The following is a 26,709-nucleotide window of genomic DNA, read 5'->3' on the forward strand; positions in this document are numbered from 1 at the left end:
AGTTCCCATGAGTGAAGACGGTATGGACGATTGGGCTGCGGCAATGGCCGAACAAGCCGAATCTGAAGCGGAACAAGAGGCTGGCGATAACGAAGACGTACAAGTTGCTGAACTTGACGAATTAACCGACGACGCGCCGATTACGCAAGAAGAAAAGAAAAAGCTAGATACCATTCTAGATATACCTGTGACTATTTCGATGGAAGTGGGTCGTAGTCAAATAAGTATCCGAAATCTGCTACAGTTGAACCAGGGTTCTGTGGTGGAGCTGGATCGTGTTGCCGGTGAGCCACTAGATGTATTAGTTAATGGCACGTTGATTGCTCATGGAGAAGTAGTAGTGGTCAACGACAAATTCGGTATTCGATTAACGGATGTTATTAGTCAAATTGAGAGAATCAAGAAGCTCAGATAAAACTTCTTATAAAGTAAGGGGTTGCGCAATGCTGCCCCTTTTATTTAGCCAGATAGCTGTCGCGCAGTCGACCCAGTCAATCACCAACCCCACGTCGGTACTGTCAATTTTCCTTTCTTTACTTGTCGTTGTTGGCGTCATTTTCGCTCTCGCTTATGTGATGCGTCGATTTAATGTCACTGCGATGGGGGGAAATCAAATGAAAGTAGCGGCCAGCATGGTTGTTGGCACAAAAGAAAAAATCATGGTGATTCAGGTAGGTGAAGAGCAGCACCTCATTGGTGTTACCAGTCACAACATCTCTCATTTAAGCAAATTAGATAAGAATCTCGATGTGCCTGTGAAAGGTGTGAACAAAACCACAGGCGAGCAACAAAATGGTGCCGATGCGTTTAAACAAAAACTTGTTGCTGCCATGGCGGGAAAGCTCAACCCGAATATAGAAAAGAATAAAACAAAGGAAGAGTCGAGAGATGCGTAAGTTTGCCTGGCTACTTTTAATACTGCCCTTATTACTTCTTGTCGAGCCCGCCTATGCTCAACAGGGAATTTCTGCAGTCACGGTGACAACCAATCAAGATGGTTCTCAAGACTACACCATGACGCTTCAAGCGCTGTTTATCATGACAGCGCTAAGCCTTATTCCAGCGTTTATCATGATGATGACCTCGTTCACCCGTATTATTGTGGTGTTGTCTATTTTGCGTCAGGCGATTGGCTTACAACAATCTCCGTCAAACCAGATACTCATTGGCGTTAGTTTGTTTCTATCCATGTTCATTATGGCGCCGGTGTTTGAAGAGGTGAACGAGCGAGCTTTACAGCCTTACCTTAACGAGCAACTGACCAGTATAGACGCTCTTGAGCAAGCAAAAGGCCCCATGCGCGCGTTTATGCTTTCACAAACACGGGTAAAAGACCTAGAAACGTTCGTACGGATTGCTGGAGATGAAGGGAAGTATGCCGATACCAACGAAGTACCGCTAACCATCCTTATTCCGGCTTTTGTAACCAGTGAACTCAAAACCGCGTTTCAAATTGGGTTTATGCTATTTATTCCCTTTCTTATTATTGACTTGGTAGTAGCGTCTATATTGATGGCCATGGGTATGATGATGCTCTCGCCTATGATTGTATCCTTACCATTTAAACTCATGCTGTTCGTGCTAGTTGATGGGTGGAACCTGATTTTCGGTACGTTGGCGACCAGCTTCGGTATGGGCGTCTAGGAGGGCTTATGTCACCAGAAGTCTTTGTAGAAATACTGCGAGAAGCCATGTTTATGGTTATCGTATTGGTATCTGCGGTGATTGTCCCAAGCCTCATCGTGGGCTTAGTAGTGGCAGTATTTCAGGCTGCTACCAGTATTAACGAACAGACCATGAGCTTCTTACCGCGCTTGCTTGTAACGCTTCTCGCGTTGAGTTGGGGCGGCAACTGGTTGGTGCAACAGCTTATGGACTTTACTTTCAGAATGGTTGATATGATCCCCCAGGTTGTGGGATAGAAGGCTAAAGCTGTGGAAGTCGAACTCGCCACCATCAATCAATTCCTTGCAGACATGCTGCTGCCATTTATGCGCATTAGCGGCTTGTTCGTGGCCATGATTGGCTTGAGTGCTAAATCAATTCCCCCGCAGGTAAGAGCCTTGCTGGGCATAATGCTTACGCTCATCATCATGCCTGTGGTGCCCCCGTCACCCATCGAAAATTTAGTGGATGTGGGCACATTTTTAATTGTTATTCAGCAGTTGTTGATAGGCATTGCCATTGGTTTTATATCAATGATGGTACTCAATACCTTCGTGATTGCAGGCCAAATCATAGCCATGCAAACCGGTTTGGGGTTCGCGTCTATTGTTGACCCAGTAAACGGTATTAACGTGCCCGCAGTGGGCCAATTTTATCTGATATTAGCCACCTTGTTGTTTTGGACCTTGGATGGGCACTTGTCCATGATTCAAATGATAGTAATGAGCTTCGAGGCGTTTCCCATAGGCGAAGCATGGTGGACCGCTGAACAGTTCCGCGATATTGCCCATTGGGGCGGTTGGATGTTTATATCGGCAGTGACCCTGTCTCTTGCGCCAATCGTGTCGCTTTTAATCGTGAATTTGGCGTTTGGCGTAATGACCAAAGCTGCACCACAGCTAAACATTTTTAGTATTGGTTTTTCGATCGCTCAGGTAATGGGCTTACTGATTATTTGGATAACACTTGATAACTTTACTGCACACTTCGAAACCCAATGGTTCAGAGCTGAGCAGTTTATGTGTGAACTATTGAATATTTGTTCGTAGGAAAACATGGCAGATTCAAGCGAAAAAACAGAAGACCCCACGGGGAAAAAACTCGAAGATGCCCGAAAAAAAGGGCAGCTAGCCCGTTCCCGTGAACTTTCTACGACCCTAGTACTTATCGTCAGTGCTTTTATGTTTTTGTTTGTGGGCGGGTGGATTGCTGAATCTGTTTTTAAACTTACTCAGAGGATGTTCATTCTCTCTCGTGACGAAACCTATGATATTACCCACATGTTTGGCGCCTGGGGAGAAGCTTTTTCGGCGGTAGGCCCTGCCGTGCTGCTATACATGGTCGTTGCTATGATAGCGGGTATCTATGGCTCAATCGCGCTTGGAGGCTACAACTTTACCTGGGAAGGTGCAAAACCTAAGGGTTCAAAAATGAGCCCCATTCAAGGCTTCAAACGCATGTTTGGCACGAATGGCTTGGTAGAGTTACTTAAGTCTATTGCAAAAGTGGTGGTCATAATTGGTATGGCTATCGGAGCGTTACTGTTCTTCGAAGATGAAGCGCTGCATTTAGATATGGAGCTATATCCGGGAAACATCTTTCACGCTCTCGATATGCTTAAGTGGGCGTTTCTTATTTTAGTGTGCGGCATGATCCCTATTGCGCTCATTGATGTGCCTTATCAAATGTATAAGCACAACAAAGAAATGAAAATGACCAAGCAAGAGGTTAAAGACGAGCGCAAAAACGCGGAAGGCGATCCCATGGTCAAAGGTCGTATTCGCCGCCTGCAATATCAGGCTGCAACCAAGCGCATGATGCAGGAAGTACCACAAGCAGACGTTGTCGTGACCAACCCCACTCACTTTTCTGTTGCCATTAAATATGACGAAAAAGGGGTAAGAGCTCCCGTTGTAGTAGCTAAAGGTGCTGATGAGTTAGCAATGCACATCAGAAAAATTGCTACCGCTAACGACGTGCCGCTGATCCCTTCACCCATGTTAGCGCGAGCCATTTTCTATTCCACTGAAGTGGACGACGAAATCCCTAACGCCTTGTTTATGGCGGTAGCGCAGGTGCTAGCACATGTTTATCAGCTTAAAGCACATAGGGCAGGGAAAGGGAAGCGTCCTAAGCCACTTCAACGAGATTTGCCTATTCCTCCAGAATACCGTCGCTAAGTGACTATATTGCCGTGTTATTTTAAGCTAATTTAAACTTGGTGCTTACTTTTTAAACCATTAGTTGTGCTTAAATACTGCTTTCTATAAAGCTGGCACGTTAGTTGAAAACTCTATTGAAGATTTACATAAAGCGTCAATTTTCTGATAGAGAGACACCCAGCCATGCAGTTATCCGGTTATCTTCAGCGATTCGATAAAAATCAGCTGCAAAATTTTACCAGTGGTCTAGGCGCGCCTATTGTCCTTTTGGCAATCATGGGAATGGTAATACTACCCATGCCGCCGTTCTTATTGGACGTTTTGTTCAGCTTTAATATTGCGCTCTCTTTAGTCATCATCTTGGTGGCGGTACTTACCCAACGTCCAGTGGATTTTGGTATTTTTCCGCTCGTACTCCTTATCGCTACCGTTCTTCGTCTAGCACTTAACGTTGCGTCTACGCGTGTTGTATTACTGTACGGTCACGAAGGTGGTGATGCAGCTGGCAAAGTGATTGAAGCCTTCGGCGCTGTCGTTATTGGTGGTAACTATGCCGTCGGTATTGTTGTTTTCGCTATTCTTCTTATTATCAACTTTAAAGTAGTTACAGCTGGCGCTGGACGCATATCAGAAGTAAGTGCTCGCTTTACCTTGGATGCTATGCCAGGTAAGCAAATGGCAATTGACGCAGATCTAAATGCAGGCTATATCGACCAAGATCAAGCGCGTCAGCGTCGCGAAGAAATAACCGCAGAGGCTGACTTTTACGGGTCGATGGACGGTGCATCAAAGTTTGTAAAAGGTGATGCAGTTGCGGGCCTGTTCATCATGCTTATTAATATTGTCGGTGGTCTCTTTATTGGCATGATTCAACACGGCCTTTCATTTGGTAACGCTATAGAAATCTACACCATTTTGACCATTGGTGATGGTTTGGTGGCGCAGATACCTTCATTACTACTTTCAGTAGCAACAGCCATTATCGTGACTCGTGAGAACGAAACTCAAGAAATGGGTAAAGAAATCCGTGGTCAGCTAGGCAATAATCAGGCGCTTTATATTGCTTCAGGCGTTTTGTTTGTTATGGGTATTATCCCTGGTATGCCTCATATCGCATTTTTGGGTTTTTCCTTCCTGATTGCAGGCTTTGCTTACTGGCAGTCGGTTCAGGCGAAGAAAAAAGCCGCAGAGCCTCAAGTGCCTGAGAATATATCAAAAGATGAAACCGTGGCCCCTGAAGTTAAAGAGCTGGGCTGGGACGATGTCCAGCAAGTCGATACAATCGGTCTAGAAGTGGGGTATCGTTTAATTCCTCTTGTAGACAAGTCTCAAGGTGGCGAGTTGTTAACACGCATTAAAGGGGTGCGTAAAAAGCTTTCCCAAGAGCTTGGATTCCTTATTCCACCAGTTCATATCCGCGATAATTTAGACTTAGAGCCCAATACTTACACCATCGCTATGCTCGGCGTCACTATTGGCGATTCGGTTATTAGTCACGACGAAGAGCTTGCCATTAACCCAGGGCAAGTGTTCGGAAAGCTAGAAGGGCGCGCTACTAAAGACCCTGCTTTCGGACTAGATGCGGTGTGGATTAAGCCTAATAAGCGCGAGCACGCGCAAACGCTTGGGTACACGGTTGTTGATGCCGCCACGGTTGTTGCAACTCACCTAAGTCAGTTACTTTCCAATAACGCCTATCAGTTACTTGGGCATGAAGAGGCGCAACAGCTTCTAGATATGCTGGCTAAACAGCACCCTAAATTGGTTGAAGGTTTGGTGCCCGATATTCTGCCGCTTAGTACAGTTGTGAAAGTGCTGCAAACCTTGCTATTTGAAGGTGTGCCTATTCGCGATATGCGCACCATAGTTCAGACTCTTAGTGAATACGGCACACGAAGCCAAGACCCAGATGTACTAGTGTCTGCAGTGCGTATAGCACTTAAGCGTCTTATCGTTCAAGAAATTACTCAGGGTGCAAAAGAGATACCTGTCATAACCTTGGCGCCAGAGTTGGAACAGATGTTGCACCAGTCCCTTCAAGCAGGTGGCGAAGACGGTGCTGGTATCGAACCAGGTCTGGCAGACAAGCTGCAAAAATCATTGCAGCAAGCCAGTCAGCAGCAAGAGTTAGAAGGAGAACCTGCAGTACTCCTTACCTCAGGCATGCTACGACCGGTTCTGTCTCGCTTCTTAAAGTATTCTGTTGTTGGGCTGCATGTTCTTTCATACCAAGAAGTGCCTGACGACAAACAAATAAAAATAGTCAGTTCGGTCGGTCAATAATCTGACACTGGGTGATTGGAGAGGTTGCAATGAAAATTAGACGTTTCTTCGGCAAAGATATGCGTGAGGCGCTAAGCCAAGTTAAAGCTGAGTTAGGCAGTGATGCTGTGATCATGTCAAATCGCAAAGTCGCTGACGGTATCGAGCTTGTAGCAGCCTACGACAAAGAGCCTGAAGCTAAGCTTTTCACGCCAAAGGCGGCTCCACAAGCTGCAGCTAAAACACCAGGTCAAAAGGCCGTGCCTAGCTTAAGTGAAATTATTGGCGACGACGGCCCTGACAGCTTAAAAGCATTGCTGGAAAAGCAGCATGGTGGAAAAGCGCAGACAACGAATACTCTTCAGCCAGATCAACCTATGTCAGCTAACGCTAAGCACGCCAATGAAATAGCATCACACTTAGACTTTTCAGAAGCCTTCATTGACGATATAGAGACGCAATCACCTGTTGAAGATAGTAAAAATCAACACGCTTTCCCCGAGCATCAAGCTTCAAGCATGGGAGAGACACCTGCATCTCAGTCTGCTGAACTAGCTCAAATCAAAGAAGAATTAGCCTCGCTTCGCGATGTGTTGCAATATCAAGTGGCCGACTTGATGGAAGCGAAGAACAAACGTCAAAAACCTGTTCATCAATACCTGGTCACTCGATTAACCGATATGGGCTTAAGTAGTGCACTTGCAACACAGCTCATTAGCTATACACCTGCTCATTACAACGAACGTGACGCATGGGTATATCTTCTTAACCTATTGGCTAATCGCATAAATGTTACCGGAAACGATATACTTAGCTCACAAGGTGCCGTTGCATTAGTCGGGCCTACAGGTACAGGTAAAACAACCACTGTTGCAAAGTTAGCCGCTCGCTACGCGCAGAAATACGGTGCAGAGTCGGTGGCTATGATAACCATTGATACGTATAGAATTGCAGCCTATGAGCAGCTAGCAACATACGGAAAAATTATTGGCTGTACTGTGCGAAAAGCGCAAACTAGTGAAGAACTTGCAGATTTATTGTTCCAACTTCGTCATAAGCGACTAGTATTGATTGATACGGCTGGATTTAGTCAACGAGACAGTCGATTAATTAAACAAATTAAGCAGTTTGATAACGGACAAATGCCAAAAGTTAAAAAATATTTGGTAGCGCAAGCTAATACGCAATATCCTGCTTTGCAGAGAATCATTCAAGCGTATGATGATATTGAACTAAGTGGCTGTATTTTCACAAAGTTAGATGAGTGCTACTCTTTAGGAGAGGTGCTTAGTGCAGCGGTTGAATATCAACTACCGGTTAGTTATGTCACCGATGGCCAAAAAGTGCCTGAAGACATTAAGATTGCAGAAGCGAAATCTTTAGTTTCCGCTGCTGCAAAGCTTTATAAAAAGTACGGTTTGAATCATACTAGTGGCAACAACGCAATTAAAACAGCATAAGCAGTATGATTGACGATCAAGCGAGTAGCTTAAGAAAAATGAAGCAATCACGGTTAATCAAAGTAATCGCCGTCACTGGTGGTAAGGGTGGCGTAGGTAAAACAAACATTACACTTAACACCGCTATCGCCATGGCGAAGCAGGGCAAACGTGTAATGGTTCTTGACGCGGACCTTGGCCTTGCAAATGTAGATGTGATGTTAGGCCTGCGAGTCGAGAAAAACCTATCTCACGTTCTCTCTGGTGAGTGCACGTTAGACGAGGTTTTAGTAACCGGTCCCCATGGTATTAAGATTGCTCCTGCCACCTCTGGTACCCAGTCAATGGCAGAGCTCTCACCTACGCAGCACGCAGGCTTAATAAGAGCGTTTAGCGAACTGCGTTCTCAAATAGACGTATTAATTGTCGACACTGCGGCCGGCATTTCAGACATGGTGTTAAGCTTTTCTAAAGCATCCCAAGATATCATGGTCGTGGTTTGTGATGAGCCTACGTCATTAACAGATGCATACGCACTGATAAAAATACTTAACCGGGAACACGGTGTTTTTCGCTTTAAAGTTGTGGCCAATATGGTTCGCGATGTGCGGGAAGGTCAGGAGTTATTTAGTAAATTAAGCAAAGTGACAGGGCGTTTTCTTGATGTTGCACTAGAATTAGTGGCAACGGTGCCGTTTGATGAGAACATTCGCAAAGCAGTGCGCAAGCAAACCGCTATTGTTGATGCTTTTCCAGGCTCTCCTGCCGCTGTAGCTATAACAAAGTTGGCAAGCAGGGCACTTACTTGGCCTATTCCAGCGCAGCCCGGTGGCCATTTAGAGTTTTTTATTGAACAATTAGTTGCAGAAAAAGCCGTAGGAAGTCAACGTTGAACAGTAAGGCAGCCGCTTATCAACAGCAAACAGATAAATCGCAGTTAGTCGAAAGGCATGCGCCTCTGGTTAAGCGTATTGCGCACCATTTGATGGCGCGACTGCCTGCAAGTGTACTTGTTGATGACCTTATCCAATCTGGCATGATTGGGTTGCTTGAGGCCGCGCGAAATTTTGACGGGTCAAAAGGCGCAAGCTTTGAAACCTTCGCGGGCATCCGTATTCGCGGCGCAATGCTTGATGAAATACGCAAAGGTGATTGGACACCTCGTTCTGTTCACCGCAATGGTCGCGCGATTACTGAGGCGATATCTCAGGTAGAAAGTGAAACTGGGCGCGACGCAAGAGATGCTGATATTGCTGAGAAGCTGAATGTGAGCTTGCAGGATTATCACCAGATGCTCAATGAAGTCAATGCCGGGAAGTTGGTGGGCATTGAAGATTTGGGGGTGTCGGAAGATGTGATCACCACAGAGCAAACCAGAGGTAGTGATGCACCGCTGGAAGATTTGATGCAGGGGGCTTTTCAAAAAGCGTTGGCCCATGCAATAACGACATTACCCGAGCGAGAAGCGATTGTTCTTTCACTTTATTACGATGAAGAACTAAACTTAAGAGAAATAGGCGAGGTTCTTGACGTAAGCGAGTCGAGAGTCAGTCAAATTCACAGTCAAGCCATGTTAAAACTCAAATCACGAATGAAGTCGTGGCAAGCTGACGAAGAATAGAAATTAATAACAATTAACCCCTCAGTGGAGGCTATTTTGGATAAAAGCATGAAAATTCTCGTGGTCGATGACTTTTCAACCATGAGACGTATCATCAAAAACCTACTCAAAGACTTGGGTTTTGCCAACATTCAGGAAGCGGATGACGGCAGCACTGCATTGCCAATGTTACAACAAGGTGATTTTGATTTCGTAGTTACTGATTGGAATATGCCTGGCATGCAGGGCATAGATTTACTACGCGCAATCAGGGCAGATGATAAGCTTAAGCACTTGCCTGTGCTTATGGTTACCGCTGAAGCGAAGAAAGAACAAATTGTAGCCGCCGCGCAAGCAGGTGTTAACGGCTACGTCGTTAAACCTTTCACCGCAGCAACGTTAAAAGAAAAATTAGATAAAATATTCGAACGTTTAGGTTGATCCAGACGCTCAACAGATAAATGAGGTTTACTGGATGTCAACGAATGTAAACGTTCCAATATCGTTAGAAGAAGCAAAGCAGCTTGTCACTTATCTTGAAGAGGGTGACAAGACTTCAGCTAACGCTCTACTTGAAGCCGTCTCAATGAAAGAAAATGTTGAGTTGTTTGCTGAAGTAGGAAAGTTAACGCGTCAACTTCACGACGCATTGAATAACTTCCAAATAGACGATCGCATCAAAAATCTAGCCACAGATGATATTCCTGATGCACAGTCCCGCCTTACCTACGTTATTGAAGAAACTGAAAAAGCTGCTAATACTACTATGGATGCCGTCGAAGCGAGTATGCCGATAGCTGAATTGCTTTCACAGCGAATCGAAAAGGTAATGCCAGAGTGGAAAAAGCTGATGAACCGTCAGATTGAACTGGGTGAGTTTAAGGCATTATGCGCAGATTTAGACGAATTGCTGGAAGACGGTTCGAATCAGTCAGCTAAACTTACACAGTTACTTACTGAAGTTTTGATGGCACAAGGTTATCAAGATTTAACTGGGCAAGTTATTCGCCGCGTTATAGACCTGGTTAAAGAGGTAGAAGACAGCCTTGTAAACATGTTGACTATGTTTGGCGAGCGTGACGGTGCAGAACAAACTAAACCATCTAGCGTTAAGGCCGATAAGGTTGATGGTGTAGAGGCGGAAGGCCCAATTATTGATGCTGAAAAACGAGATGACGTCGTTTCAGGTCAAGATGATGTAGATGATCTTCTGTCTAGCTTAGGTTTTTAGGGGAGCGGGTGCATGTCGTTTGATGTTGACGAGGAAATATTACAGGACTTTCTAGTTGAAGCTGGAGAGATACTTGAACAATTACAAGAACAGCTCGTTGATCTTGAGAACAATCCTGAAGATGCGGATTTGCTTAACGCAATTTTTCGCGGCTATCACACAGTAAAGGGGGGAGCAGGTTTCCTTTCTCTTACTGAGTTAGTTGAAATTTGTCACGGTGCTGAAAACGTCTTTGACGTTATGCGCAATGGCCAACGAACGCTAACGCCTGAGTTAATGGATATCATTTTGCAAGCCACTGATGTGGTAGTTGAAATGTTTGAACGAGTAAAAGCACAAGAGCCGCTAGAGCCAGCAGATGCACATCTTGTCGACTTGCTACACAAACTAAGTCGCCCTGAATCTCCAGATGAAAACATTTTTGAAAACGCTAATGGGCCTGTGGCTGACCCCGAGGTTGTTGAAGAAGAACCGGAGTTAGTTATAGAGGAACCTGCTCCTTCAGCGTCAACTTCCAGTGAGAGTGACGGTGGTATCGACGAAATTACTGAGGATGAATTTGAGGCTCTTCTCGATGAGCTCCATGGCGGTGGTGCCCCAGGGAAGTCTGCGTCGGTAAAACCGGAACCAGCTACAGCCAAATCAGCTCAAGAAACAGCTCCCGCGGCGAGCTCAGATAGTGATGACATCACAGATGAAGAGTTTGAAGCGCTTTTAGATGACCTCCACGGAAAAGGCCAGTTTGGAGGGGAAGAAAAGAGTGCTCCCGTGGCTGCACCGGCATCAGCTCCAGCAACCGGTGCAGGTGATGAAGAAATCACCGACGATGAGTTTGAGGCGCTGCTAGACCAACTCCACGGCTCCGGTCAAGGGCCTACTAAACAAGGCTCTGCTGCAACGGCACCTGAACCTCCTGTAGATAAAGCGGCCACCGAAGCTGTTCAGAAGGCAAAGCAAGCAACCCCTAGTTCTGCGCCTGAGGTGAAGCCTGCATCCAGTGCGGCGAGCCCAGCGAAAGCTAGCACAGCATCTACGCCAAAAACGGCTGCCAAGAAAGATGATAAGAAAGGAGCTCCTGCTCCACCGCCTGCCGAGACGACGGTACGTGTAGACACCAAACGCTTAGATCAGATTATGAACATGGTCGGCGAGCTAGTTCTGGTTAGAAACAGACTGATAAGCTTGGGTATCAACAGCAACGACGAAAGCATGTCGAAAGCCATTGCTAATCTAGATGTAGTGACGGGTGACTTGCAAGGTGCGGTAATGAAAACCCGCATGCAGCCCATTAAGAAAGTTTTCGGGCGTTTTCCTCGCGTTGTACGTGACCTAGCCAGAAGCTTAAAGAAAGAGATTACCTTAGAGCTTGTAGGTGAAGAAACGGATTTAGATAAAAACTTGGTTGAAGCATTGGCCGACCCGCTTGTGCATTTGGTTAGAAACTCTGTCGACCACGGAATAGAAATGCCAGATGACCGCGCGGCCGCTGGTAAGCCTCGCATGGGTACGGTTCAGCTATCAGCATCTCAAGAAGGCGATCATATTCTTCTTACTATCGAGGACGACGGTAAGGGTATGGATGCGGAGAAGCTAAAAGAGATAGCTATTAGTCGTGGCGTATTAGATGCGGATGCAGCCGCACGAATGTCAGATGTTGAAGCGTTTAACCTTATTTTTGCGCCAGGCTTCTCAACGAAGACTGAAATTAGTGACATTTCAGGTCGCGGCGTTGGCATGGATGTGGTTAAAACCAAAATTAATCAACTAAACGGTACCGTCAATATCGATTCGCAACTTGGCAAAGGCACGCGATTAGATATCAAAGTACCGCTAACGCTAGCAATTTTACCTACATTAATGATTGTTGTGGGGAAACAGACCTTTGCGTTACCATTAGGTGCGGTGAACGAAATAATAAATATGGACATCAAGAAGACCAATACGGTGGATGGCCAGCTCACAATGATAGTTCGTTCAAAAGCAATTCCATTGTTCTTCCTTGGCGAATGGTTGATCCGAGGCCCCAAAAACATCGATAAAGAAAAGGGGCACGTAGTTGTGGTGCAAATTGGTACGCAGCAAGTAGGGTTTGTCGTTGACGCGCTGATAGGCCAAGAAGAAGTAGTTATTAAGCCCCTTGACGCATTGCTACAAGGTACACCTGGTATGGCTGGTGCGACAATTACTTCAGACGGTGGTATTGCATTAATTTTAGATGTTCCGAGCCTGCTAAAACGGTACGCGCGTAAACCAATCAAGTAAGGCGATGAATTAACAGGAATGATAATCCATGGTCTTTAAAGTCCTAGTCGTCGACGACTCGACCTTTTATCGCCGTCGAGTACGAGAAATTCTCGATGGCGATAGAGAGCTTGAAGTTGTTGGAGAAGCGAGAAATGGGCAAGATGCATTAAACAAAGCGGAAGCACTTAAACCAGATGTAATAACCATGGACGTTGAAATGCCAGTTATGGATGGTATTTCAGCCGTTAAGGTTATTATGGATAAACGTCCAACGCCAATTTTGATGTTTTCCTCGCTAACGCACCATGGCGCACAGGCTACGCTTGACGCACTAGAAGCCGGCGCCCTCGATTTTTTACCAAAGAAGTTCGAAGATATTGCGCAAGACAGGAAAGATGCTTCGCGCTTACTTTGCACTAAAGTTAGGTTAATAGCGCGAAGAGGGCTAGGTGTAAAGCGTCCTTCTCTTCGCACAATGGAAACTCGAAAACTGCCTGACAACGCGCCAAAGCAAGCTTTTTTCAAAACATCGGGGTTGCTATCTGGTCACAAAGATGCTGATAAGCAACCTACTGTTTCTTCGGTAAGAGCAACCGGGAAAAAGTACGAATGTTTAGCGGTAGGGGCGTCCACGGGAGGGCCGGTTGCACTGCAAAAATTGCTTTCCCCCCTGCCGGCAGAATTCCCTTACCCTATATTGTTAGTGCAGCATATGCCCGGAACTTTTACTACTGCATTTGCACAGCGTTTAGATAGCAATTGTAAAATTAAAGTAAAAGAAGCAGAGCATGGCGATCTCTTAATGCCTGGACATGCCTACCTTGCTCCTGGAGGAAAGCAGATGCTGCTTGAAACAATTGGCAGCAATAAGCGAATTTCTATCGTTGATGCCAGCCAATCTGATAAGGTGAGTTACAAGCCAAGCGTTGACCTGACGTTTAGCTCATTAGCTAAAGTCTATGGAGGCGACGTACTTGGTATTATCTTAACGGGAATGGGTGCTGACGGAAGAGAAGGGTGTCGGTTACTCAGAGATAAAGGCGCGACTATTTGGGCGCAAGATCAAGACTCATGTGTGGTTTACGGAATGCCTCAAGCTGTCGCTGTGGCTAATATATCCAGTAAAAATATCAATATTGACGATATGAGCAGTTGCGTTCAAACCGAAATGCGATAGCAGTTTGAACTGTAATGGAACAGTAATTATGAAAGTGTGGACTGTGGCAAATCAAAAAGGCGGAGTAGGTAAAACTACTACAACCGTAAGCCTTGGCGGCTTGCTTGCTCAAAAGGGCAAACGAGTGCTTATGATTGACACTGATCCTCACGCATCGCTCAGTTATTACTTTGGTATTGATGCAGAGGCGACAAGTCATTCTGTTTACGACATTTTTATTAATTCTAATCAGATTACTGCCGATAAAGTAATGGACTGTCTCAGTCCTACAAAACTCGACAATTTATATGTGCTACCAGCGACCATGGCTCTGGCAACCTTAGACAGAACAATGGGCAGCGAACAGGGTATGGGTTTAGTGTTAAAAAAAGCACTCGCAAAGATATCCGATGAATTTGATTTTGCTATCATCGACTGCCCTCCTGTTTTGGGCGTGTTAATGGTCAATGCGCTGGCGGCTTGCGATAAGGTAATTGTTCCGACTCAGACAGAGTATCTGGCCCTTAAAGGCTTGGATAGAATGATTCGTACTATGGAAATCATGGGGCGTTCGTTAGATAAGTCTTTTGACACCCTAATCATTCCTACTATGTTTGATAAACGTACAAATGCCGCACTGGCGTCGAGAAAGCGATTAATGAGTGATTACGGTGAACGTGTTTGGGAGGGGGTCATTCCGGTGGATACTCACTTCAGGGATGCTAGTTTGGTGCAGCTTCCTATCTCTGCTGCTTACCCAAGGACAAGAGGTGTAAATGCCTACGATAAACTGTTAGCCGTATTGGAGAAATAACAAGACCATGAGCAAGCAATCGCCATTTGCCCGTGAAGAAGTAATGGAGGCATATTTAGACAGCCTTCTGAAAGAGCCTGAAGCTCCTGAGGATGTTACTGCGCGCACGGCAAGACTGCTTGAGCAAGCCTCTCAACAAATGGCTGAGTCAACGCTTGTTTCTACAACTAGCGAACCGCTGGTCAATGATGAAGAAGTGTTAGCACAAGAGGCCTCTTCGTTAATTGAAAGTCAGAATTCACAAACGAGTGTAAGTGAAAAACAGCATTCGTTCGCTGACGTCCCTGCTCAATCGGAACAAGAAAGTGAGTTAAGTACTCCTGAGAAGTTAAAAACTCCACTAAAGGATACTCTCGGTTTTCGTTTTCAGGCGCTATTCTTTGAGGTTGCAGGGCTAACACTTGCGGTACCCCTAACATCGCTAGGTGGTATCCATCAAATTGAAAAAATAGGCCCCTTATTTGGAAAACCTGACTGGTTTATGGGTGTAATGTTGCACAGAGAGTCTAAACTAAATGTTGTAGATTCTGCAAAATGGGTAATGCCAGAAAAATACGACGAAAATCTCGCACAATCGCTCAACTACCGATATCTTATAATGTTAGGAGAGAGTGCGTGGGGATTAGCAAGCGAAAAGCTTGTAAACACGGTCAATTTGACTACCGATGACGTAAAATGGCGCGAGTCCACAGGTAAGCGTCCCTGGTTAGCAGGGATGGTTAAAGAAAAAATGTGCGCGTTAATTGACGTTGAAGAATTAATATCTATGCTTAACAGAGGCTTAGGCAGTAACGACCAGACGCCATAGTATTGGGAGCCAGGTTCATGAGCGACGAAAGAATGAATAATAACGCTACTGACAGCAACGACGAAGTCCTTCAATGGGTAACGTATCGCTTAGGTGAAGAAACTTACGGTATTAACGTAATGCAAGTACAAGAAGTCTTGCGTTATACCGAAATAGCCCCTGTACCCGGCGCGCCTGATTATGTGCTTGGTATAATAAACTTGCGTGGTAACGTGGTAACCGTCATTGATACCCGCGCACGTTTTGGGCTACCGCCAACGGAAATCACGGACAATACACGTATAGTGATTATTGAATCTGACGAACAGGTTGTCGGTATTTTGGTGGATAGTGTAGCCGAAGTGGTGTACCTGAAATCTTCAGAAATTGACAGTGCGCCTAACGTTGGTACTGAGGAAAGTGCTAAGTTTATACAGGGTGTAAGCAACCGCGATGGCGAGCTGCTTATTCTGGTCGACCTTAATAAATTGCTAAGCGACGAAGAGTGGGATGAGCTTAGTAATATCTAAATAAATGAATAGGCGGTATATATTGTTAATGCCGCCTAGATTTCCCCAAGGGTTACGTCCATGGATTGGCAGCTTGCTGCACCTACCTTAATTGAACTTATCTTGTGCGTCGGAATTGTTGTACTTGTTGTTGCTATGAGTATTTTGTACTCACAGATTAAACATTTGCGCGCATCATTAAGTGAAAGTGAGCAGAACTGTGTGTCGGCCATTGCGCGCATTGAAGCGCTTGCTAAAAACGCAAATAATCAACAAACTGAAGCCCAAGCTCGTACATTAGTTATTACTCGCCACCTTCAAGAGCTAGACGAGAAACAAACTGACCTTGAAAACCAGCTTCGTGAGCTCAAGCTCCAAGACCCCTCGTTGCGGCTATATCAAAGAGCGGCAGACCTTGTTAAGCAAGGCGCCAGTATCGACGAGATCATCGAAGCCTGTGATATACCTCGCGCTGAAGCTGAGATGTTAGTTATGGTGCACAAGCAAAACAGCTAGTTATCTTACTTCAGTAAGTACGTTTTAAAAAAAAACGTTTAGACGTCTAGACGTAAAGATGTTGACATATCGCCAGTTATAGACACAATACAGATATTGTAATTTATCACTGGAGTCCTCTATGCCAATTCGTATTCCTGAGCAGTTACCCGCGCAGAACGTACTACTAGGTGAAAATATTTTTACCATGGACATGGACAGGGCTGCTAATCAGGATATTCGTCCTCTTGAAGTCGGCATTCTTAATTTGATGCCGAATAAGATAGAAACAGAAGTGCAGTTGCTTCGCCTGTTGTCAAATACGCCGCTACAAATAAACGTAGATTTGATTCGAATTGATAATCAAGCGCCAAAAAATACCCCGCAATCACATATGGATGCCTTTTATCACGACTTCTCAGCGGTCGCGAATAAAAAATACGATGGGCTTATAGTAACCGGCGCCCCTCTAGCGCTTATCGACTATGAAGAAGTGAAGTATTGGGAGACCATGACCACGATATTGGAATGGGCGCAGCGACACGTTAACTCTACTCTGTATTTGTGCTGGGCTGCTCACGCTGCTATGTATCACTTTTACGGCATAACTCGAAAGATTAGAGATGAAAAGTTTTCAGGAGTTTTTCAACATAAAGTGAACGACCCGAACAATGAGCTTTTAAGAGGCTTCGACCCAACTTTTCACGCTCCCCATTCTCGCTACGGGCATATCGATACTTCTCTGTATAACAGTGTTGAAGGCCTTAGCGTTGTGGCAGAATCTGAGGACGTGGGTGCCTATATCGTAGCGTCAGAAGACAAGCGAATGGTGTTTGTAACAGGCCATCCAGAATATGACCCTGATACGCTTAAAGACGAATACTTACGGGACATTGCCGCGGGTCAAACTCCAGCAATGCCGAAAAACTATTTTGAAGGGGATGATCCAGCCAAGTCTCCTATAGTACAGTGGCGCTCGCACGGCAGCCTATTGTTTACAAACTGGCTGAATTATTATGTTTATCAGACCACGCCTTACGATTTAAGTCAGCTTGCTGAAAAGTCACAGCCAAAGAGGTAGCACGTGAGCCAAAGAGAAATTTCTAGCGCGCAGGCAACGCTTACAGAAGCCGCTAAAAAACGCATTCTTATACTAGACGGTGCGATGGGCACCATGATCCAGCGCCACAAGTTGGAAGAAGAAGATTACCGCGGGACACAGTTTGCAGACTGGCATTGCGACGTAAAGGGTAATAATGATTTGTTGGTTCTTACCCAGCCAGACATTATTTATCAGATTCACTGTGATTATTTTGAAGCTGGCGCAGATATTATTGAAACCAATACCTTCAATGCGACGACTATCGCTATGGCCGATTATGATATGCAGGCTCAATCACGGGATATTAATGTGGCTGCGGCTAAGTTAGCGCGTAAAGCTGCCGACGAATTCACCGCAAAAACACCTGAGAAACCCCGTTTCGTAGCCGGTGTACTTGGTCCAACAAACCGCACCGCTTCCATCTCACCTGATGTCAATGACCCAGGTAAGCGCAACGTCACGTTTGACGAACTAGTGGAAGCGTACAGCGAATCTACTGAAGCCCTTATTGAAGGCGGTGCTGATTTAATCATGCTTGAAACTATCTTCGATACGTTAAACGCGAAAGCGGCGGCATTTGCAGTAGAGTCGGTATTTGAAAAACTCGGAAAGTCTTTACCTGTGATGGTATCAGGTACTATCACCGACGCTTCAGGGCGTACGCTTTCGGGTCAAACCGCGGAAGCATTTTATTACTCAATGCGACACATTAGTCCGTTTTCCTTCGGCTTAAACTGCGCACTGGGTCCAGACCTATTGCGTCAATACGTAGATGAAGTAGCCAATGTGAGTGAGTGCTTCATATCCGCACACCCTAATGCAGGCTTACCTAACGAATTTGGTGAATACGATATGGAAGGTCCAGAGATGGCCGAGCATATCAAAGAATGGGCGCAATCAGGGCTAGTAAATATCGTAGGGGGGTGTTGTGGCAGTACCCCAGAGCACATTCGCGATATAGCCAGTGCGGTTGAAGGTCTCGCGCCACGCAAGATTCCCGAATTTAAGCCTAAAATGCGTTTGTCAGGCCTAGAGCCGTTTGTACACTAGGAGGGCATTATGAGCGCAGAATTTTCAACATTTATTAATATCGGTGAGCGCACTAACGTTACAGGTTCTGCTCGCTTTAAACGTCTTATTCTTGAAGGTGATTATGAAACCGCTCTTGATGTCGCAAGACAGCAGGTAGAAAACGGCGCCCAAATCATCGATATCAATATGGATGAGGCCATGCTTGATTCAAAGCAGGCCATGATCACCTTTTTAAACTTGATAGCCTCTGAGCCAGATATTAGCCGAGTTCCCATTATGATCGACTCGTCTAAATGGGAAATTATCGAAGCCGGGCTTAAGTGTGTACAAGGTAAAGCGATAGTTAACTCGATTAGCTTAAAAGAAGGTGAAGAACTCTTCTTAAATCAAGCTAAGCTAATAAAGCGCTATGGTGCTGCAACCGTAGTGATGGCGTTTGACGAGACCGGGCAAGCCGACACACAAGCCCGCAAAGTTGAAATTTGTCAGCGTAGCTACAAGCTTTTGACTGAAGAAGTTGGTTTTCCGCCTGAAGATATTATCTTTGACCCCAATATTTTCGCAGTAGCAACGGGGATTGAAGAACACGATAATTACGCGGTTGATTTTATTGAAGCGACCCGTGAGATACGTAAAACCTGTCCGTATTCCCATATTTCTGGTGGCCTTTCTAACATCTCTTTCTCTTTCAGGGGCAACAACCCAGTACGAGAGGCCATGCACTCTGTGTTCCTGTACCACGCAATTCGCGCGGGTATGGATATGGCTATTGTTAATGCCGGTCAGTTAGAGGTATACGACGAGATACCAGCAGAGCTTCGCGATGCAGTGGAAGACGTTATTTTAAACCGCAGAAGCGATGCCACCGAGCGTCTGCTTGATATAGCCCCTAATTATCAAGGTGGTGGTAAGGCTGCCGCGAAAGAAGATTTAAGTTGGCGCGAGCAAGAAGTGAATAAGCGCTTAGAGCATGCGCTTGTTAAAGGCATCACCGATTATATTATTGAAGATACCGAAGAAGCGCGCCAGCAAGCTGAACGTCCACTACACGTTATTGAAGGGCCGTTAATGGATGGCATGAACGTAGTAGGGGATTTATTCGGTGAAGGAAAAATGTTCCTTCCGCAGGTGGTAAAGTCGGCTCGCGTTATGAAAAAAGCGGTTGCCCATTTACAGCCATACATTGAAGAAGAAAAGTCAGACGATGCTAAAAGCAACGGTAAAATTCTTCTCGCTACGGTAAAAGGTGATGTTCACGATATCGGTAAAAATATCGTAGGCGTGGTACTTCAGTGTAATAACTTTGAAGTGATTGACCTAGGCGTAATGGTGCCAGCGGCAACAATTTTACAAACCGCTAAAGATGAAAACGTTGATATGATTGGTTTGTCAGGCCTTATTACGCCATCACTTGATGAGATGGTTCACGTAGCCAAAGAAATGGAGCGTCAGGGCTTTGATATCCCACTTCTGATTGGCGGGGCGACGACGTCTAAAGCGCATACCGCAGTAAAAATTGAACAAAATTACCATGCGCCTGTGGCTTATGTTCCAAACGCAAGTCGAGCAGTAGGCGTGTGTCAGCGTCTTTTGAACAAAGCGTCTCGCGATATTTACGCACAGGAACTGGCAAAAGAATATGATACGGTACGTGAGCAGCACGCCCGTAAAAAGCCGCGCAGCAAGCCGGTGACGCTAGCTCAGGCCAGAGAAAACGCTTTTAAGCCAGATTTTACGACTTTGCCAGTAAAACCTGCGAGCCTAGGCGTAACACCAGTAACCGCTGATTTAGCTACGCTGCGCAACTACATTGATTGGACGCCGTTTTTCTTAACCTGGTCGTTAGCGGGCAAGTACCCGCGTATACTTGAAGATGAAGTGGTAGGGGAGCAGGCACAGTCACTGTTTAAAGACGCCAACGCTATGCTAGATAAAGTTATTGAAGAGAACAGCCTTCAGGCAAAAGGCGTAATCGGTTTGTTTCCTGCTAACCGCGTTAATGACGATGTTGAAATTTATACAGATGAGTCGCGAAAACAGGTTCAAGGTGTTGCCCATCATTTGCGTCAGCAAACGCTGAAAGACAAATATGCCAACTACTGCCTGGCAGACTTTGTCGCGGAGAAATCCAGCGGCGTAAACGATTATGTAGGTGCTTTTGCCGTCACCGGTGGTATAGGTGAAGACGAACTTGCTGATAGTTATATTCGAGCAGGTGATGACTACAATGGTATTATGGTTAAAGCGGTGGCAGACAGACTTGCCGAAGCGTTTGCGGAATATCTGCACGAGCAGGTGCGTAAGCACTATTGGGGCTACGCCGCTAACGAATCACTAAGTAACGAAGAACTTATCCGCGAAAAATATCAGGGCATTAGACCGGCACCAGGCTACGCTGCGTGTCCAGAACACACCGAAAAGCAGCTTATTTGGGATTTATTGTCAGCAGAGCAGCACACAGGTATGAAGCTTACGGAAAGTTACGCCATGTGGCCGGGCGCGTCGGTATCGGGTTGGTATTTTGCTCACCCTGATGCTAAATACTTTGCCGTTGCTAAAATTCAAGCCGACCAGGTAGAAGATTACGCTACACGTAAAGGGTGGACGCTAGAAGAAGCTGAAAAGTGGTTAGGTCCTAACTTAAGTGATTAACGCTTATAAGGCAGAGAAGGTATATGGAAATCGAAAAGCCTTTTAGTCAGGCCTGTGAAAACAACAAGCGTGCTATTTTGAGCGTGCTTGAACGTACATTTGCTAACTGCCGACAAGTTTTAGAGATAGGAAGCGGGACAGGTCAACATGCCGTATTTTTGGCTGAACACTTGCCCCATCTTATTTGGCACACAAGCGACCAACCGCACTATCACGAAGGCATTGCCGCGTGGCTGAGTGATTCAAATGCGGGGAATATAAAACCTCCCATAGCATTTACCGTTGGGCAAGATGACTTTCCCAGTCTCGACGTAGACGGCGTCTTTACGGCAAACACCGCACATATCATGCAGAAAGAAGAGGCAAAGCTACTAATGGAATCAGTAGCGTTGCACTTACCTAAAGGGGGCATATTCTGTCAGTATGGCCCTTTTACACACAGCGGCAAGTTCACTTCTGAAAGTAACCAAGCCTTCCACATTTCGCTGCTAGAGCGAGGATATGGTGGTTACCGCGATATTAACGAGCTAACTGCTTGGGCAGGCGAGTTAAGCTTGCAAGACATAATCGACATGCCCGCCAACAACCATATGCTTATTTGGGAAAAGCGCTAAATAAGCACCAGGGCTGTGGTGATTTGCCTTACGAATAGTTAAAGCAAAGAGCAACAGCCCTTACATCAAAGGAGTAACTATGAGCTTTAAAGTAAACCATTATTTCGACAACAAAGTGAGCTCGATCGGATTTGAATCTGCAAATGGACCCTGTACCTCGGGCGTAATGTCGCCGGGTGAATACACATTTTCTACCTCTCAAAAAGAGCTGATGAAAGTGGTTGAAGGTGAGCTAGTGGTGAAGCTACCGGGAAGTGATGAATGGCAATCTTTCGCCACAGGTACCAGTTTTAATGTGCCTGCAGATGTATCTTTTGACGTAAAAGTGTCTACGCCTACCGCTTACCTTTGCTTTTACAGCTAAACGTAAAAGACCTAATAGCTACGCAATCTTGCCTTCTATATCAATATTGCGTAGCTCTTTAGTTACCTAATCTATCTTTAATAAAAACACGAAGCGCGAAATAACCTACTTATTACCTAGCGAAAGTGTTTGAGACATCGTGATAAAGTCATCTACAAACCCCAACACGTCAGTAGCTTTTCGATGACCCAAATAAAGGGTTTTAGTAACGCCAGCTTCTCCCATAGATTTCGTGCATAGCAGTTCACTTTCCTTTGCTTCTTCAACTAGCCACTTAGGCAAAGCTGTAACACCACGCCCCGCAGCGACCATTTGCAAAATGATTTCAGTGGTTTCAATGGTTTTGTGCTGTTTGACCGTGCAGTTGGCGGGAGTAAGAAAATGAGTAAATATGTCTAGGCGACTATGCTCAACCGGATAAGTAATAAGGGTTTCATTACTTAAATCTTTTGCAGTTATAAATGACTTCTCTGCTAAGCTGTGATGTTTATCCATAACTAGTACTTGCTCGTATTCAAATACGGGGGTGTAGGTAATGGTGTCGAGGTGCAACGGGTCGGGCGTAAGTAGGATGTCTATATCGTATCCGTGAAGTGCCTGTAATCCGCCAAACGAAAATGCACGGCGTACATCAACATCAACATCGGGAAAGGCCTTTAAAAAAGGCGCTACTACTTTTAACAGCCATTCAAAGCAGGGGTAGCACTCCATGCCTATGCGCAATATGCCTTGTTTTCCGTCGGCAAATTTTTGAAGCTGAGCTTCGGTGTGTTCAAACTGGGGTAAAACCCTGTGGGCAAGGCCTAAAACACTTTGACCCGCCTGGGTGAGCGTTAGCCTTCTCCCTTCCTTTTTCCAAAGCGGCACGTCAAAATGCGCTTCTAACTTTTTCATTGCGTGGCTTAGCGCAGATTGAGTAAGAAAAAGCGATTTCGCTGCTTCCGTCATGGTGCCTTCTGCGTCAATTGCTCGTACTATTTTTAAATGGTGTCTATCAATCATAGTGGCTATATTCAGATTAACGTATCAGAGGTGAACAAGATGCAGAGCTAACAATAGTGACTGCGTCAGTAAGACGAGATTCGATGATCTCCTTTATTATAATAGAGATCTCTCTGAATGTTTTTCTACCAGGAGCTGTATTTCTCCAAGCCAGAGAGTGCTGACGCTCTATGGGCATATCGGCTATTTCACACACATGTAGAGCTTCAGGTTTGTGTAGCTCAGAGTGAATATAAAGGCCTGGTAGAAAGGCCACGCCCATACCCATTACTACCATTTGGCGTAAGGTATCTAGACTAGTGCCCTCGTAGTCACGCTGTAAGTCGGCACCAATTTCATCGCAGATACGCTGTACTTGATGATGAAAATGATGTCGGTCTTCTAGCGTTAGTACTTTTTCACCACTTATTTCTTCTGGCTTAACATAGGCTTTACCCGAAAGTTTATGATCCGAGGGTGTGACAAATTTTAATGGCTCTTTAAAAAGTGGCTGGGTAATCAACTGTGAGTTTTCGCCCGAAAGTGGAGACAAAATTAAGTCATACTCGCCCCGTAAAAGGCCATGTTGTAGGGCATTCGGTGCGCCTTCACGAACATAAAAACGCAAGCCAGGTTTACGTTTGTGCAAATCGGGCAAAACAAAAGGGAGTAAGTAGGGCCCTAACGTCGGAGGAATACCCAGCCTAAACGTCACCGTTTCCCCTTGCGACAAGTCACGAGCAATTTCGCCGAACCTCTGAGATGCTTGTAAAACTTCTTCAGCCGCATCTAGCAGCGCCTTACCTTGCGGTGATAAAAGCGTGCCGGTGCGTGAGCGCTCAAATAAAGTTAAGCCTAAAAGGTTTTCCAGTGCACTAATTTGACTGGTCAGAGTAGGCTGACTAATTCCTAGTATTCCCGCAGCCTGTCTGAAGCTCAAGTACTTAGCCACAGCTACAAAATAGCGGATTTGGTTTATTGACGGGGTCTTTCCGTTAAATTGCATGGTGAAAATAGCCTTCTCTTACTAGACTTATAGTTGATGATGTTTAACACGTGATAGTATTTAGCTATCGCGAGTTAGTATATTAAACTATTAATCTATCAGGTGAAACTGACGTAATTACATAATCATTACAATTATTAAAAAAATTGGGAGTTATATATGGATCACGTTATCTCTGGTGTGGCTAAATTTCAGAAAGAAGTTTATCCGAACAAAAAGGCTACGTTTCAAAAGTTAGCAAACGGCCAAAACCCAGAAGTGCTTTTCATTACGTGTTCAGACTCACGTATCGACCCTAACCTAGTAACACAAACTGACCCAGGCGAACTTTTCATTTGCCGTAACGCAGGCAATATCGTTCCTCCTCACAGTAATCAAACCGGTGGCATGACAGCATCTATCGAATTTGCAGTTGCTGCACTAGGCGTTTCTCACATTGTTATTTGTGGTCACACCGACTGTGGTGCGATGAAAGGTGCGATTAACCCAGAAGGTTTGAGCTCATTGCCACACGTTAAAGAGTGGCTAGGCCATTGTCGTGTGGCAACTGACGTAGTTAAAGAGCGCTGCGGTCATTCAGATTTGTCGCTAGAAGATTTAGAAGCAGTAACAAAAGAAAACGTTGTTCAGCAGATTCAGCACCTTCGCACTCACCCTGCTGTTGCTGCAAAAATTGCAACAGGTCAGGTTAAGCTTCACGGATGGGTTTATAACATAGGTGAAGGTGATGTGCTTTGCTACAACGCTGAAACTGGTGAGTTTGAAGCCATGGACCAGGGCGCGGCTGAAGCGCAGCTTACGCGCGGCGAATAAGGTCAAACATTATGGTTAAAATTAATCTCTCTAATTTACGAGGCGATTTTACCGGTGGTTTAACTGCCGGTATTGTTGCTTTGCCATTAGCGCTTGCACTGGGTGTAGCGTCCGGTTTGGGCCCAATGGCCGGCCTTTACGGTGCAATCGCAGTGGGCTTTTTTGCGGCGCTATTTGGTGGTACACCTGCCCAGATTTCAGGCCCTACAGGGCCGATGGTTGTTGTACTTGCGGGTTTGTTTGCGAGCCTTTCAGGCGACGCTAGCCTTATTTTCACCGCCGTGATATTGGCCGGTATATTCCAGATCGTGTTTGGCGTTTTAGGTGTGGGCCAATACATTCGCTTGGTGCCTTACCCGGTTATATCGGGCTTTATGTCGGGCATTGGTGCCATCATTATTATCCTTCAATTAGGAAGACTATTGGGTCATGAGCCTCCGGGCGGTACCATTGGCGCACTGTCTTACCTACCTACAGCCCTTGCTGATATTGACTTTGCTACCCTTGCATTAGGTTTAGGTACATTAGTCATTGCCTACAAATGGCCACCTCAATTAGGCAAGTACGTGCCAGGTGCGCTTGCCGCGCTAATCATAGGCACGCTAGTAAGTTTGGCGCTTTCAGTACCTGTACTGGGTGATATACCTACTGGTTTACCAAGTCTACACCTACCTGTTTTCGACCAAAGTAAGGCACTGCTAATCCTTGAAGCAGCATTCATTCTTGCTGTATTGGGCGCTATCGATAGTCTGTTGACGTCACTTGTTGCTGATAACATGACACGTACTCGTCACGACAGTAATAAAGAGCTTATTGGACAAGGTATCGGTAACACATTTGCTGGCCTTATTGGCGGTATCGCGGGTGCGGGCGCGACAATGCGTACGGTTGTTAACATTCGCAGCGGTGGTAAGTACAACATTTCAGGAATGGTTCACGCGCTAGTACTTCTTGCTATTGTGTTGGGTCTTAGCCCACTAGCCGCGCAAATTCCTCATGCAGTACTTGCAGGTATTCTAGTTAAAGTTGGTTTAGACATCATCGACTGGAGCTACCTGAAGCGCGCACATAAAGGTCCGCGTTGGGACTTCGGCCTAATGATTATGGTTCTTGCACTAACGGTGTTTGTAGACTTAATTACAGCAGTAGGTGTGGGCGTTGTATTTGCGGCACTTGCATACGTTAAGCAAATTGCGCAGCTTCAAATTGAAGAACTTAAAAAGATCCCTGAGTCGCTAAACGACCCTAAAGAGAATGAGCTTTTAGAGTCACTTAAAGACAAAGTTTCAATCTTTAGCTTTGGTGGTCCACTTAGCTTTGGCGCGGCAGCTGATTTAGGTCACCATGTACGCGAGCGAGTTAGACCTGGAGCGAAAGTGACTATTCTAGACTTCTCTCGAGTACCATTGATGGATGTATCGGCAGCTATGGCAGTTGATACGGTAACATCAGACGCACTTGCAGCTGGTCGACAGCTTGTGATTTGCGGTGCTAACGCTGAAGTGAATAAGGTGCTTGAAGGCGTAAACGAAGCGCACCCAGGTATACCTAACTTCGAAACACTTCACGACGCCTTGCTTTATGCAAAAAAGCAAGTAGCCGGGACTGAAAGCAACACGAGTTTTCAAGCCGCAACGCAATCGTAATAAGAGTTTGACGTAAACAAAACCTTTCCCTTTTTAGCCCTCCTTTGGAGGGCTTTTTTATACCTGAAGTTCAGCTCTCTTTTGTCGTTTGGAGATGAATAAGGAGATGCAAGAGCTCTTCAAACCCGATGTACC

At 45.5% G+C, this 26,709-nt stretch carries 27 protein-coding genes; 25 read left to right on the forward strand and 2 right to left on the reverse strand.

Annotated elements, in window-relative coordinates; all coding sequences use genetic code 11:
- Positions 1 to 7 precede the first annotated feature (7 nt).
- The 23 genes from fliN to ppnP all read left to right on the forward strand — a co-directional run bounded on the left by fliN (position 8) and on the right by ppnP (position 22,128).
- Positions 8 to 415, forward strand: a complete 408-nt coding sequence (gene fliN / locus ACYX4M_RS11965) for a flagellar motor switch protein FliN (protein WP_014948639.1) — start codon at positions 8 to 10, stop codon at positions 413 to 415.
- Positions 416 to 443: 28 nt separating this feature from the next.
- Complete coding sequence (fliO, locus tag ACYX4M_RS11970; RefSeq protein ID WP_014948640.1) at positions 444 to 896, forward strand: flagellar biosynthetic protein FliO; 453 nt, start codon at positions 444 to 446, stop codon at positions 894 to 896.
- Complete coding sequence (gene fliP, locus ACYX4M_RS11975) at positions 889 to 1,644, forward strand: flagellar type III secretion system pore protein FliP (protein WP_476080279.1); 756 nt, start codon at positions 889 to 891, stop codon at positions 1,642 to 1,644. Before fliO ends, fliP begins: the two co-directional genes overlap by 8 nt.
- An 8-nt stretch (positions 1,645 to 1,652) precedes the next feature.
- Positions 1,653 to 1,922 (forward strand): flagellar biosynthesis protein FliQ, encoded by a 270-nt coding sequence (gene fliQ, locus ACYX4M_RS11980; protein ID WP_012517675.1) that lies wholly within the window; start codon positions 1,653 to 1,655, stop codon positions 1,920 to 1,922.
- Between the two features lie 12 nt (positions 1,923 to 1,934).
- The gene (gene fliR / locus ACYX4M_RS11985) at positions 1,935 to 2,714 is read left to right on the forward strand and encodes a flagellar biosynthetic protein FliR (RefSeq protein ID WP_474873638.1); all 780 of its coding nucleotides are present in this window, start codon (positions 1,935 to 1,937) and stop codon (positions 2,712 to 2,714) included.
- Between the two features lie 6 nt (positions 2,715 to 2,720).
- Complete coding sequence (flhB, locus tag ACYX4M_RS11990) at positions 2,721 to 3,845, forward strand: flagellar biosynthesis protein FlhB (RefSeq protein ID WP_476080280.1); 1,125 nt, start codon at positions 2,721 to 2,723, stop codon at positions 3,843 to 3,845.
- Positions 3,846 to 4,010: 165 nt separating this feature from the next.
- Positions 4,011 to 6,110: a flagellar biosynthesis protein FlhA gene (flhA, locus tag ACYX4M_RS11995; protein WP_476080281.1), complete on the forward strand. Its 2,100-nt coding sequence runs from the start codon at positions 4,011 to 4,013 to the stop codon at positions 6,108 to 6,110.
- A gap of 29 nt (positions 6,111 to 6,139) precedes the next feature.
- On the forward strand, positions 6,140 to 7,549 hold the full coding sequence (gene flhF, locus ACYX4M_RS12000) for a flagellar biosynthesis protein FlhF (RefSeq protein WP_476080282.1): 1,410 nt from the start codon (positions 6,140 to 6,142) through the stop codon (positions 7,547 to 7,549).
- Between the two features lie 5 nt (positions 7,550 to 7,554).
- Positions 7,555 to 8,421 (forward strand): MinD/ParA family protein, encoded by an 867-nt coding sequence (locus ACYX4M_RS12005; RefSeq protein WP_025254381.1) that lies wholly within the window; start codon positions 7,555 to 7,557, stop codon positions 8,419 to 8,421.
- Positions 8,418 to 9,149, forward strand: a complete 732-nt coding sequence (locus tag ACYX4M_RS12010) for an RNA polymerase sigma factor FliA (protein ID WP_334057512.1) — start codon at positions 8,418 to 8,420, stop codon at positions 9,147 to 9,149. Before ACYX4M_RS12005 ends, ACYX4M_RS12010 begins: the two co-directional genes overlap by 4 nt.
- Before the next feature lie 36 nt (positions 9,150 to 9,185).
- The gene (gene cheY / locus ACYX4M_RS12015) at positions 9,186 to 9,569 is read left to right on the forward strand and encodes a chemotaxis response regulator CheY (protein ID WP_025254383.1); all 384 of its coding nucleotides are present in this window, start codon (positions 9,186 to 9,188) and stop codon (positions 9,567 to 9,569) included.
- A gap of 34 nt (positions 9,570 to 9,603) precedes the next feature.
- Positions 9,604 to 10,359, forward strand: a complete 756-nt coding sequence (locus ACYX4M_RS12020; protein ID WP_476080283.1) for a protein phosphatase CheZ — start codon at positions 9,604 to 9,606, stop codon at positions 10,357 to 10,359.
- 12 nt (positions 10,360 to 10,371) lie between these two features.
- Entirely contained in the window at positions 10,372 to 12,621 is a 2,250-nt protein-coding gene (locus tag ACYX4M_RS12025) for a chemotaxis protein CheA (RefSeq protein WP_476080284.1), read from the forward strand.
- Positions 12,622 to 12,649: 28 nt separating this feature from the next.
- Positions 12,650 to 13,780, forward strand: coding sequence for a protein-glutamate methylesterase/protein-glutamine glutaminase (locus ACYX4M_RS12030; RefSeq protein WP_476080285.1), 1,131 nt, complete (start codon positions 12,650 to 12,652; stop codon positions 13,778 to 13,780).
- A gap of 28 nt (positions 13,781 to 13,808) precedes the next feature.
- On the forward strand, positions 13,809 to 14,573 hold the full coding sequence (locus tag ACYX4M_RS12035; protein WP_476080286.1) for a ParA family protein: 765 nt from the start codon (positions 13,809 to 13,811) through the stop codon (positions 14,571 to 14,573).
- 7 nt (positions 14,574 to 14,580) lie between these two features.
- A complete protein-coding gene (locus tag ACYX4M_RS12040; protein ID WP_476080287.1) occupies positions 14,581 to 15,381 on the forward strand; it encodes a chemotaxis protein CheW in 801 nt (266 codons plus the stop codon).
- 17 nt (positions 15,382 to 15,398) lie between these two features.
- Positions 15,399 to 15,890: a chemotaxis protein CheW gene (locus tag ACYX4M_RS12045; protein ID WP_039223036.1), complete on the forward strand. Its 492-nt coding sequence runs from the start codon at positions 15,399 to 15,401 to the stop codon at positions 15,888 to 15,890.
- Positions 15,891 to 15,950: 60 nt separating this feature from the next.
- Positions 15,951 to 16,385 (forward strand): DUF2802 domain-containing protein, encoded by a 435-nt coding sequence (locus tag ACYX4M_RS12050; RefSeq protein ID WP_476080288.1) that lies wholly within the window; start codon positions 15,951 to 15,953, stop codon positions 16,383 to 16,385.
- A gap of 121 nt (positions 16,386 to 16,506) precedes the next feature.
- Complete coding sequence (gene metA, locus ACYX4M_RS12055) at positions 16,507 to 17,445, forward strand: homoserine O-succinyltransferase MetA (RefSeq protein WP_476080289.1); 939 nt, start codon at positions 16,507 to 16,509, stop codon at positions 17,443 to 17,445.
- Positions 17,446 to 17,448: 3 nt separating this feature from the next.
- Entirely contained in the window at positions 17,449 to 18,516 is a 1,068-nt protein-coding gene (locus ACYX4M_RS12060; RefSeq protein ID WP_476080290.1) for a homocysteine S-methyltransferase family protein, read from the forward strand.
- A gap of 9 nt (positions 18,517 to 18,525) precedes the next feature.
- Positions 18,526 to 21,150: a methionine synthase gene (metH, locus tag ACYX4M_RS12065; protein ID WP_476080291.1), complete on the forward strand. Its 2,625-nt coding sequence runs from the start codon at positions 18,526 to 18,528 to the stop codon at positions 21,148 to 21,150.
- Between the two features lie 23 nt (positions 21,151 to 21,173).
- Positions 21,174 to 21,764, forward strand: coding sequence for a DUF938 domain-containing protein (locus ACYX4M_RS12070; protein ID WP_476080292.1), 591 nt, complete (start codon positions 21,174 to 21,176; stop codon positions 21,762 to 21,764).
- Between the two features lie 79 nt (positions 21,765 to 21,843).
- Positions 21,844 to 22,128, forward strand: a complete 285-nt coding sequence (gene ppnP / locus ACYX4M_RS12075; RefSeq protein WP_476080293.1) for a pyrimidine/purine nucleoside phosphorylase — start codon at positions 21,844 to 21,846, stop codon at positions 22,126 to 22,128.
- A 105-nt stretch (positions 22,129 to 22,233) separates the two neighbouring features.
- On the opposite strand, the gene ACYX4M_RS12080 is transcribed toward ppnP, so the two are convergent.
- Both ACYX4M_RS12080 and ACYX4M_RS12085 read right to left on the reverse strand, forming a co-directional pair.
- On the reverse strand, positions 22,234 to 23,130 hold the full coding sequence (locus ACYX4M_RS12080; protein ID WP_476080294.1) for a LysR family transcriptional regulator: 897 nt from the start codon (positions 23,128 to 23,130) through the stop codon (positions 22,234 to 22,236).
- A 16-nt stretch (positions 23,131 to 23,146) separates the two neighbouring features.
- On the reverse strand, positions 23,147 to 24,115 hold the full coding sequence (locus ACYX4M_RS12085) for a hydrogen peroxide-inducible genes activator (RefSeq protein ID WP_476080295.1): 969 nt from the start codon (positions 24,113 to 24,115) through the stop codon (positions 23,147 to 23,149).
- A 159-nt stretch (positions 24,116 to 24,274) separates the two neighbouring features.
- On the opposite strand from ACYX4M_RS12085, the gene ACYX4M_RS12090 reads away from it, so the two are divergent.
- Positions 24,275 to 24,928, forward strand: coding sequence for a carbonic anhydrase (locus ACYX4M_RS12090; protein ID WP_476080296.1), 654 nt, complete (start codon positions 24,275 to 24,277; stop codon positions 24,926 to 24,928).
- A gap of 11 nt (positions 24,929 to 24,939) precedes the next feature.
- Entirely contained in the window at positions 24,940 to 26,574 is a 1,635-nt protein-coding gene (locus ACYX4M_RS12095; RefSeq protein ID WP_476080297.1) for a SulP family inorganic anion transporter, read from the forward strand.
- Positions 26,575 to 26,709 lie beyond the last annotated feature (135 nt).

This window comes from Alteromonas sp. ABV4_150, assembly GCF_056311745.1.

What these genes read in the sequence shown, in the direction of transcription:
- fliN (WP_014948639.1), top strand. Translation starts at nt 8, where the DNA reads ATGAGTGAAGACGGTATGGACGATTGGGCTGCGGCAATGGCCGAACAA.
- fliO (WP_014948640.1), top strand. Translation starts at nt 444, where the DNA reads ATGCTGCCCCTTTTATTTAGCCAGATAGCTGTCGCGCAGTCGACCCAG.
- fliP (WP_476080279.1), top strand. Translation starts at nt 889, where the DNA reads ATGCGTAAGTTTGCCTGGCTACTTTTAATACTGCCCTTATTACTTCTT.
- fliQ (WP_012517675.1), top strand. Translation starts at nt 1,653, where the DNA reads ATGTCACCAGAAGTCTTTGTAGAAATACTGCGAGAAGCCATGTTTATG.
- flhB (WP_476080280.1), top strand. Translation starts at nt 2,721, where the DNA reads ATGGCAGATTCAAGCGAAAAAACAGAAGACCCCACGGGGAAAAAACTC.
- flhA (WP_476080281.1), top strand. Translation starts at nt 4,011, where the DNA reads ATGCAGTTATCCGGTTATCTTCAGCGATTCGATAAAAATCAGCTGCAA.
- flhF (WP_476080282.1), top strand. Translation starts at nt 6,140, where the DNA reads ATGAAAATTAGACGTTTCTTCGGCAAAGATATGCGTGAGGCGCTAAGC.
- ACYX4M_RS12005 (WP_025254381.1), top strand. Translation starts at nt 7,555, where the DNA reads ATGATTGACGATCAAGCGAGTAGCTTAAGAAAAATGAAGCAATCACGG.
- ACYX4M_RS12020 (WP_476080283.1), top strand. Translation starts at nt 9,604, where the DNA reads ATGTCAACGAATGTAAACGTTCCAATATCGTTAGAAGAAGCAAAGCAG.
- ACYX4M_RS12025 (WP_476080284.1), top strand. Translation starts at nt 10,372, where the DNA reads ATGTCGTTTGATGTTGACGAGGAAATATTACAGGACTTTCTAGTTGAA.
- ACYX4M_RS12030 (WP_476080285.1), top strand. Translation starts at nt 12,650, where the DNA reads ATGGTCTTTAAAGTCCTAGTCGTCGACGACTCGACCTTTTATCGCCGT.
- ACYX4M_RS12035 (WP_476080286.1), top strand. Translation starts at nt 13,809, where the DNA reads ATGAAAGTGTGGACTGTGGCAAATCAAAAAGGCGGAGTAGGTAAAACT.
- ACYX4M_RS12040 (WP_476080287.1), top strand. Translation starts at nt 14,581, where the DNA reads ATGAGCAAGCAATCGCCATTTGCCCGTGAAGAAGTAATGGAGGCATAT.
- ACYX4M_RS12045 (WP_039223036.1), top strand. Translation starts at nt 15,399, where the DNA reads ATGAGCGACGAAAGAATGAATAATAACGCTACTGACAGCAACGACGAA.
- ACYX4M_RS12050 (WP_476080288.1), top strand. Translation starts at nt 15,951, where the DNA reads ATGGATTGGCAGCTTGCTGCACCTACCTTAATTGAACTTATCTTGTGC.
- metA (WP_476080289.1), top strand. Translation starts at nt 16,507, where the DNA reads ATGCCAATTCGTATTCCTGAGCAGTTACCCGCGCAGAACGTACTACTA.
- metH (WP_476080291.1), top strand. Translation starts at nt 18,526, where the DNA reads ATGAGCGCAGAATTTTCAACATTTATTAATATCGGTGAGCGCACTAAC.
- ACYX4M_RS12070 (WP_476080292.1), top strand. Translation starts at nt 21,174, where the DNA reads ATGGAAATCGAAAAGCCTTTTAGTCAGGCCTGTGAAAACAACAAGCGT.
- ppnP (WP_476080293.1), top strand. Translation starts at nt 21,844, where the DNA reads ATGAGCTTTAAAGTAAACCATTATTTCGACAACAAAGTGAGCTCGATC.
- ACYX4M_RS12080 (WP_476080294.1), bottom strand. Translation starts at nt 23,130, where the DNA reads ATGATTGATAGACACCATTTAAAAATAGTACGAGCAATTGACGCAGAA.
- ACYX4M_RS12085 (WP_476080295.1), bottom strand. Translation starts at nt 24,115, where the DNA reads ATGCAATTTAACGGAAAGACCCCGTCAATAAACCAAATCCGCTATTTT.
- ACYX4M_RS12090 (WP_476080296.1), top strand. Translation starts at nt 24,275, where the DNA reads ATGGATCACGTTATCTCTGGTGTGGCTAAATTTCAGAAAGAAGTTTAT.
- ACYX4M_RS12095 (WP_476080297.1), top strand. Translation starts at nt 24,940, where the DNA reads ATGGTTAAAATTAATCTCTCTAATTTACGAGGCGATTTTACCGGTGGT.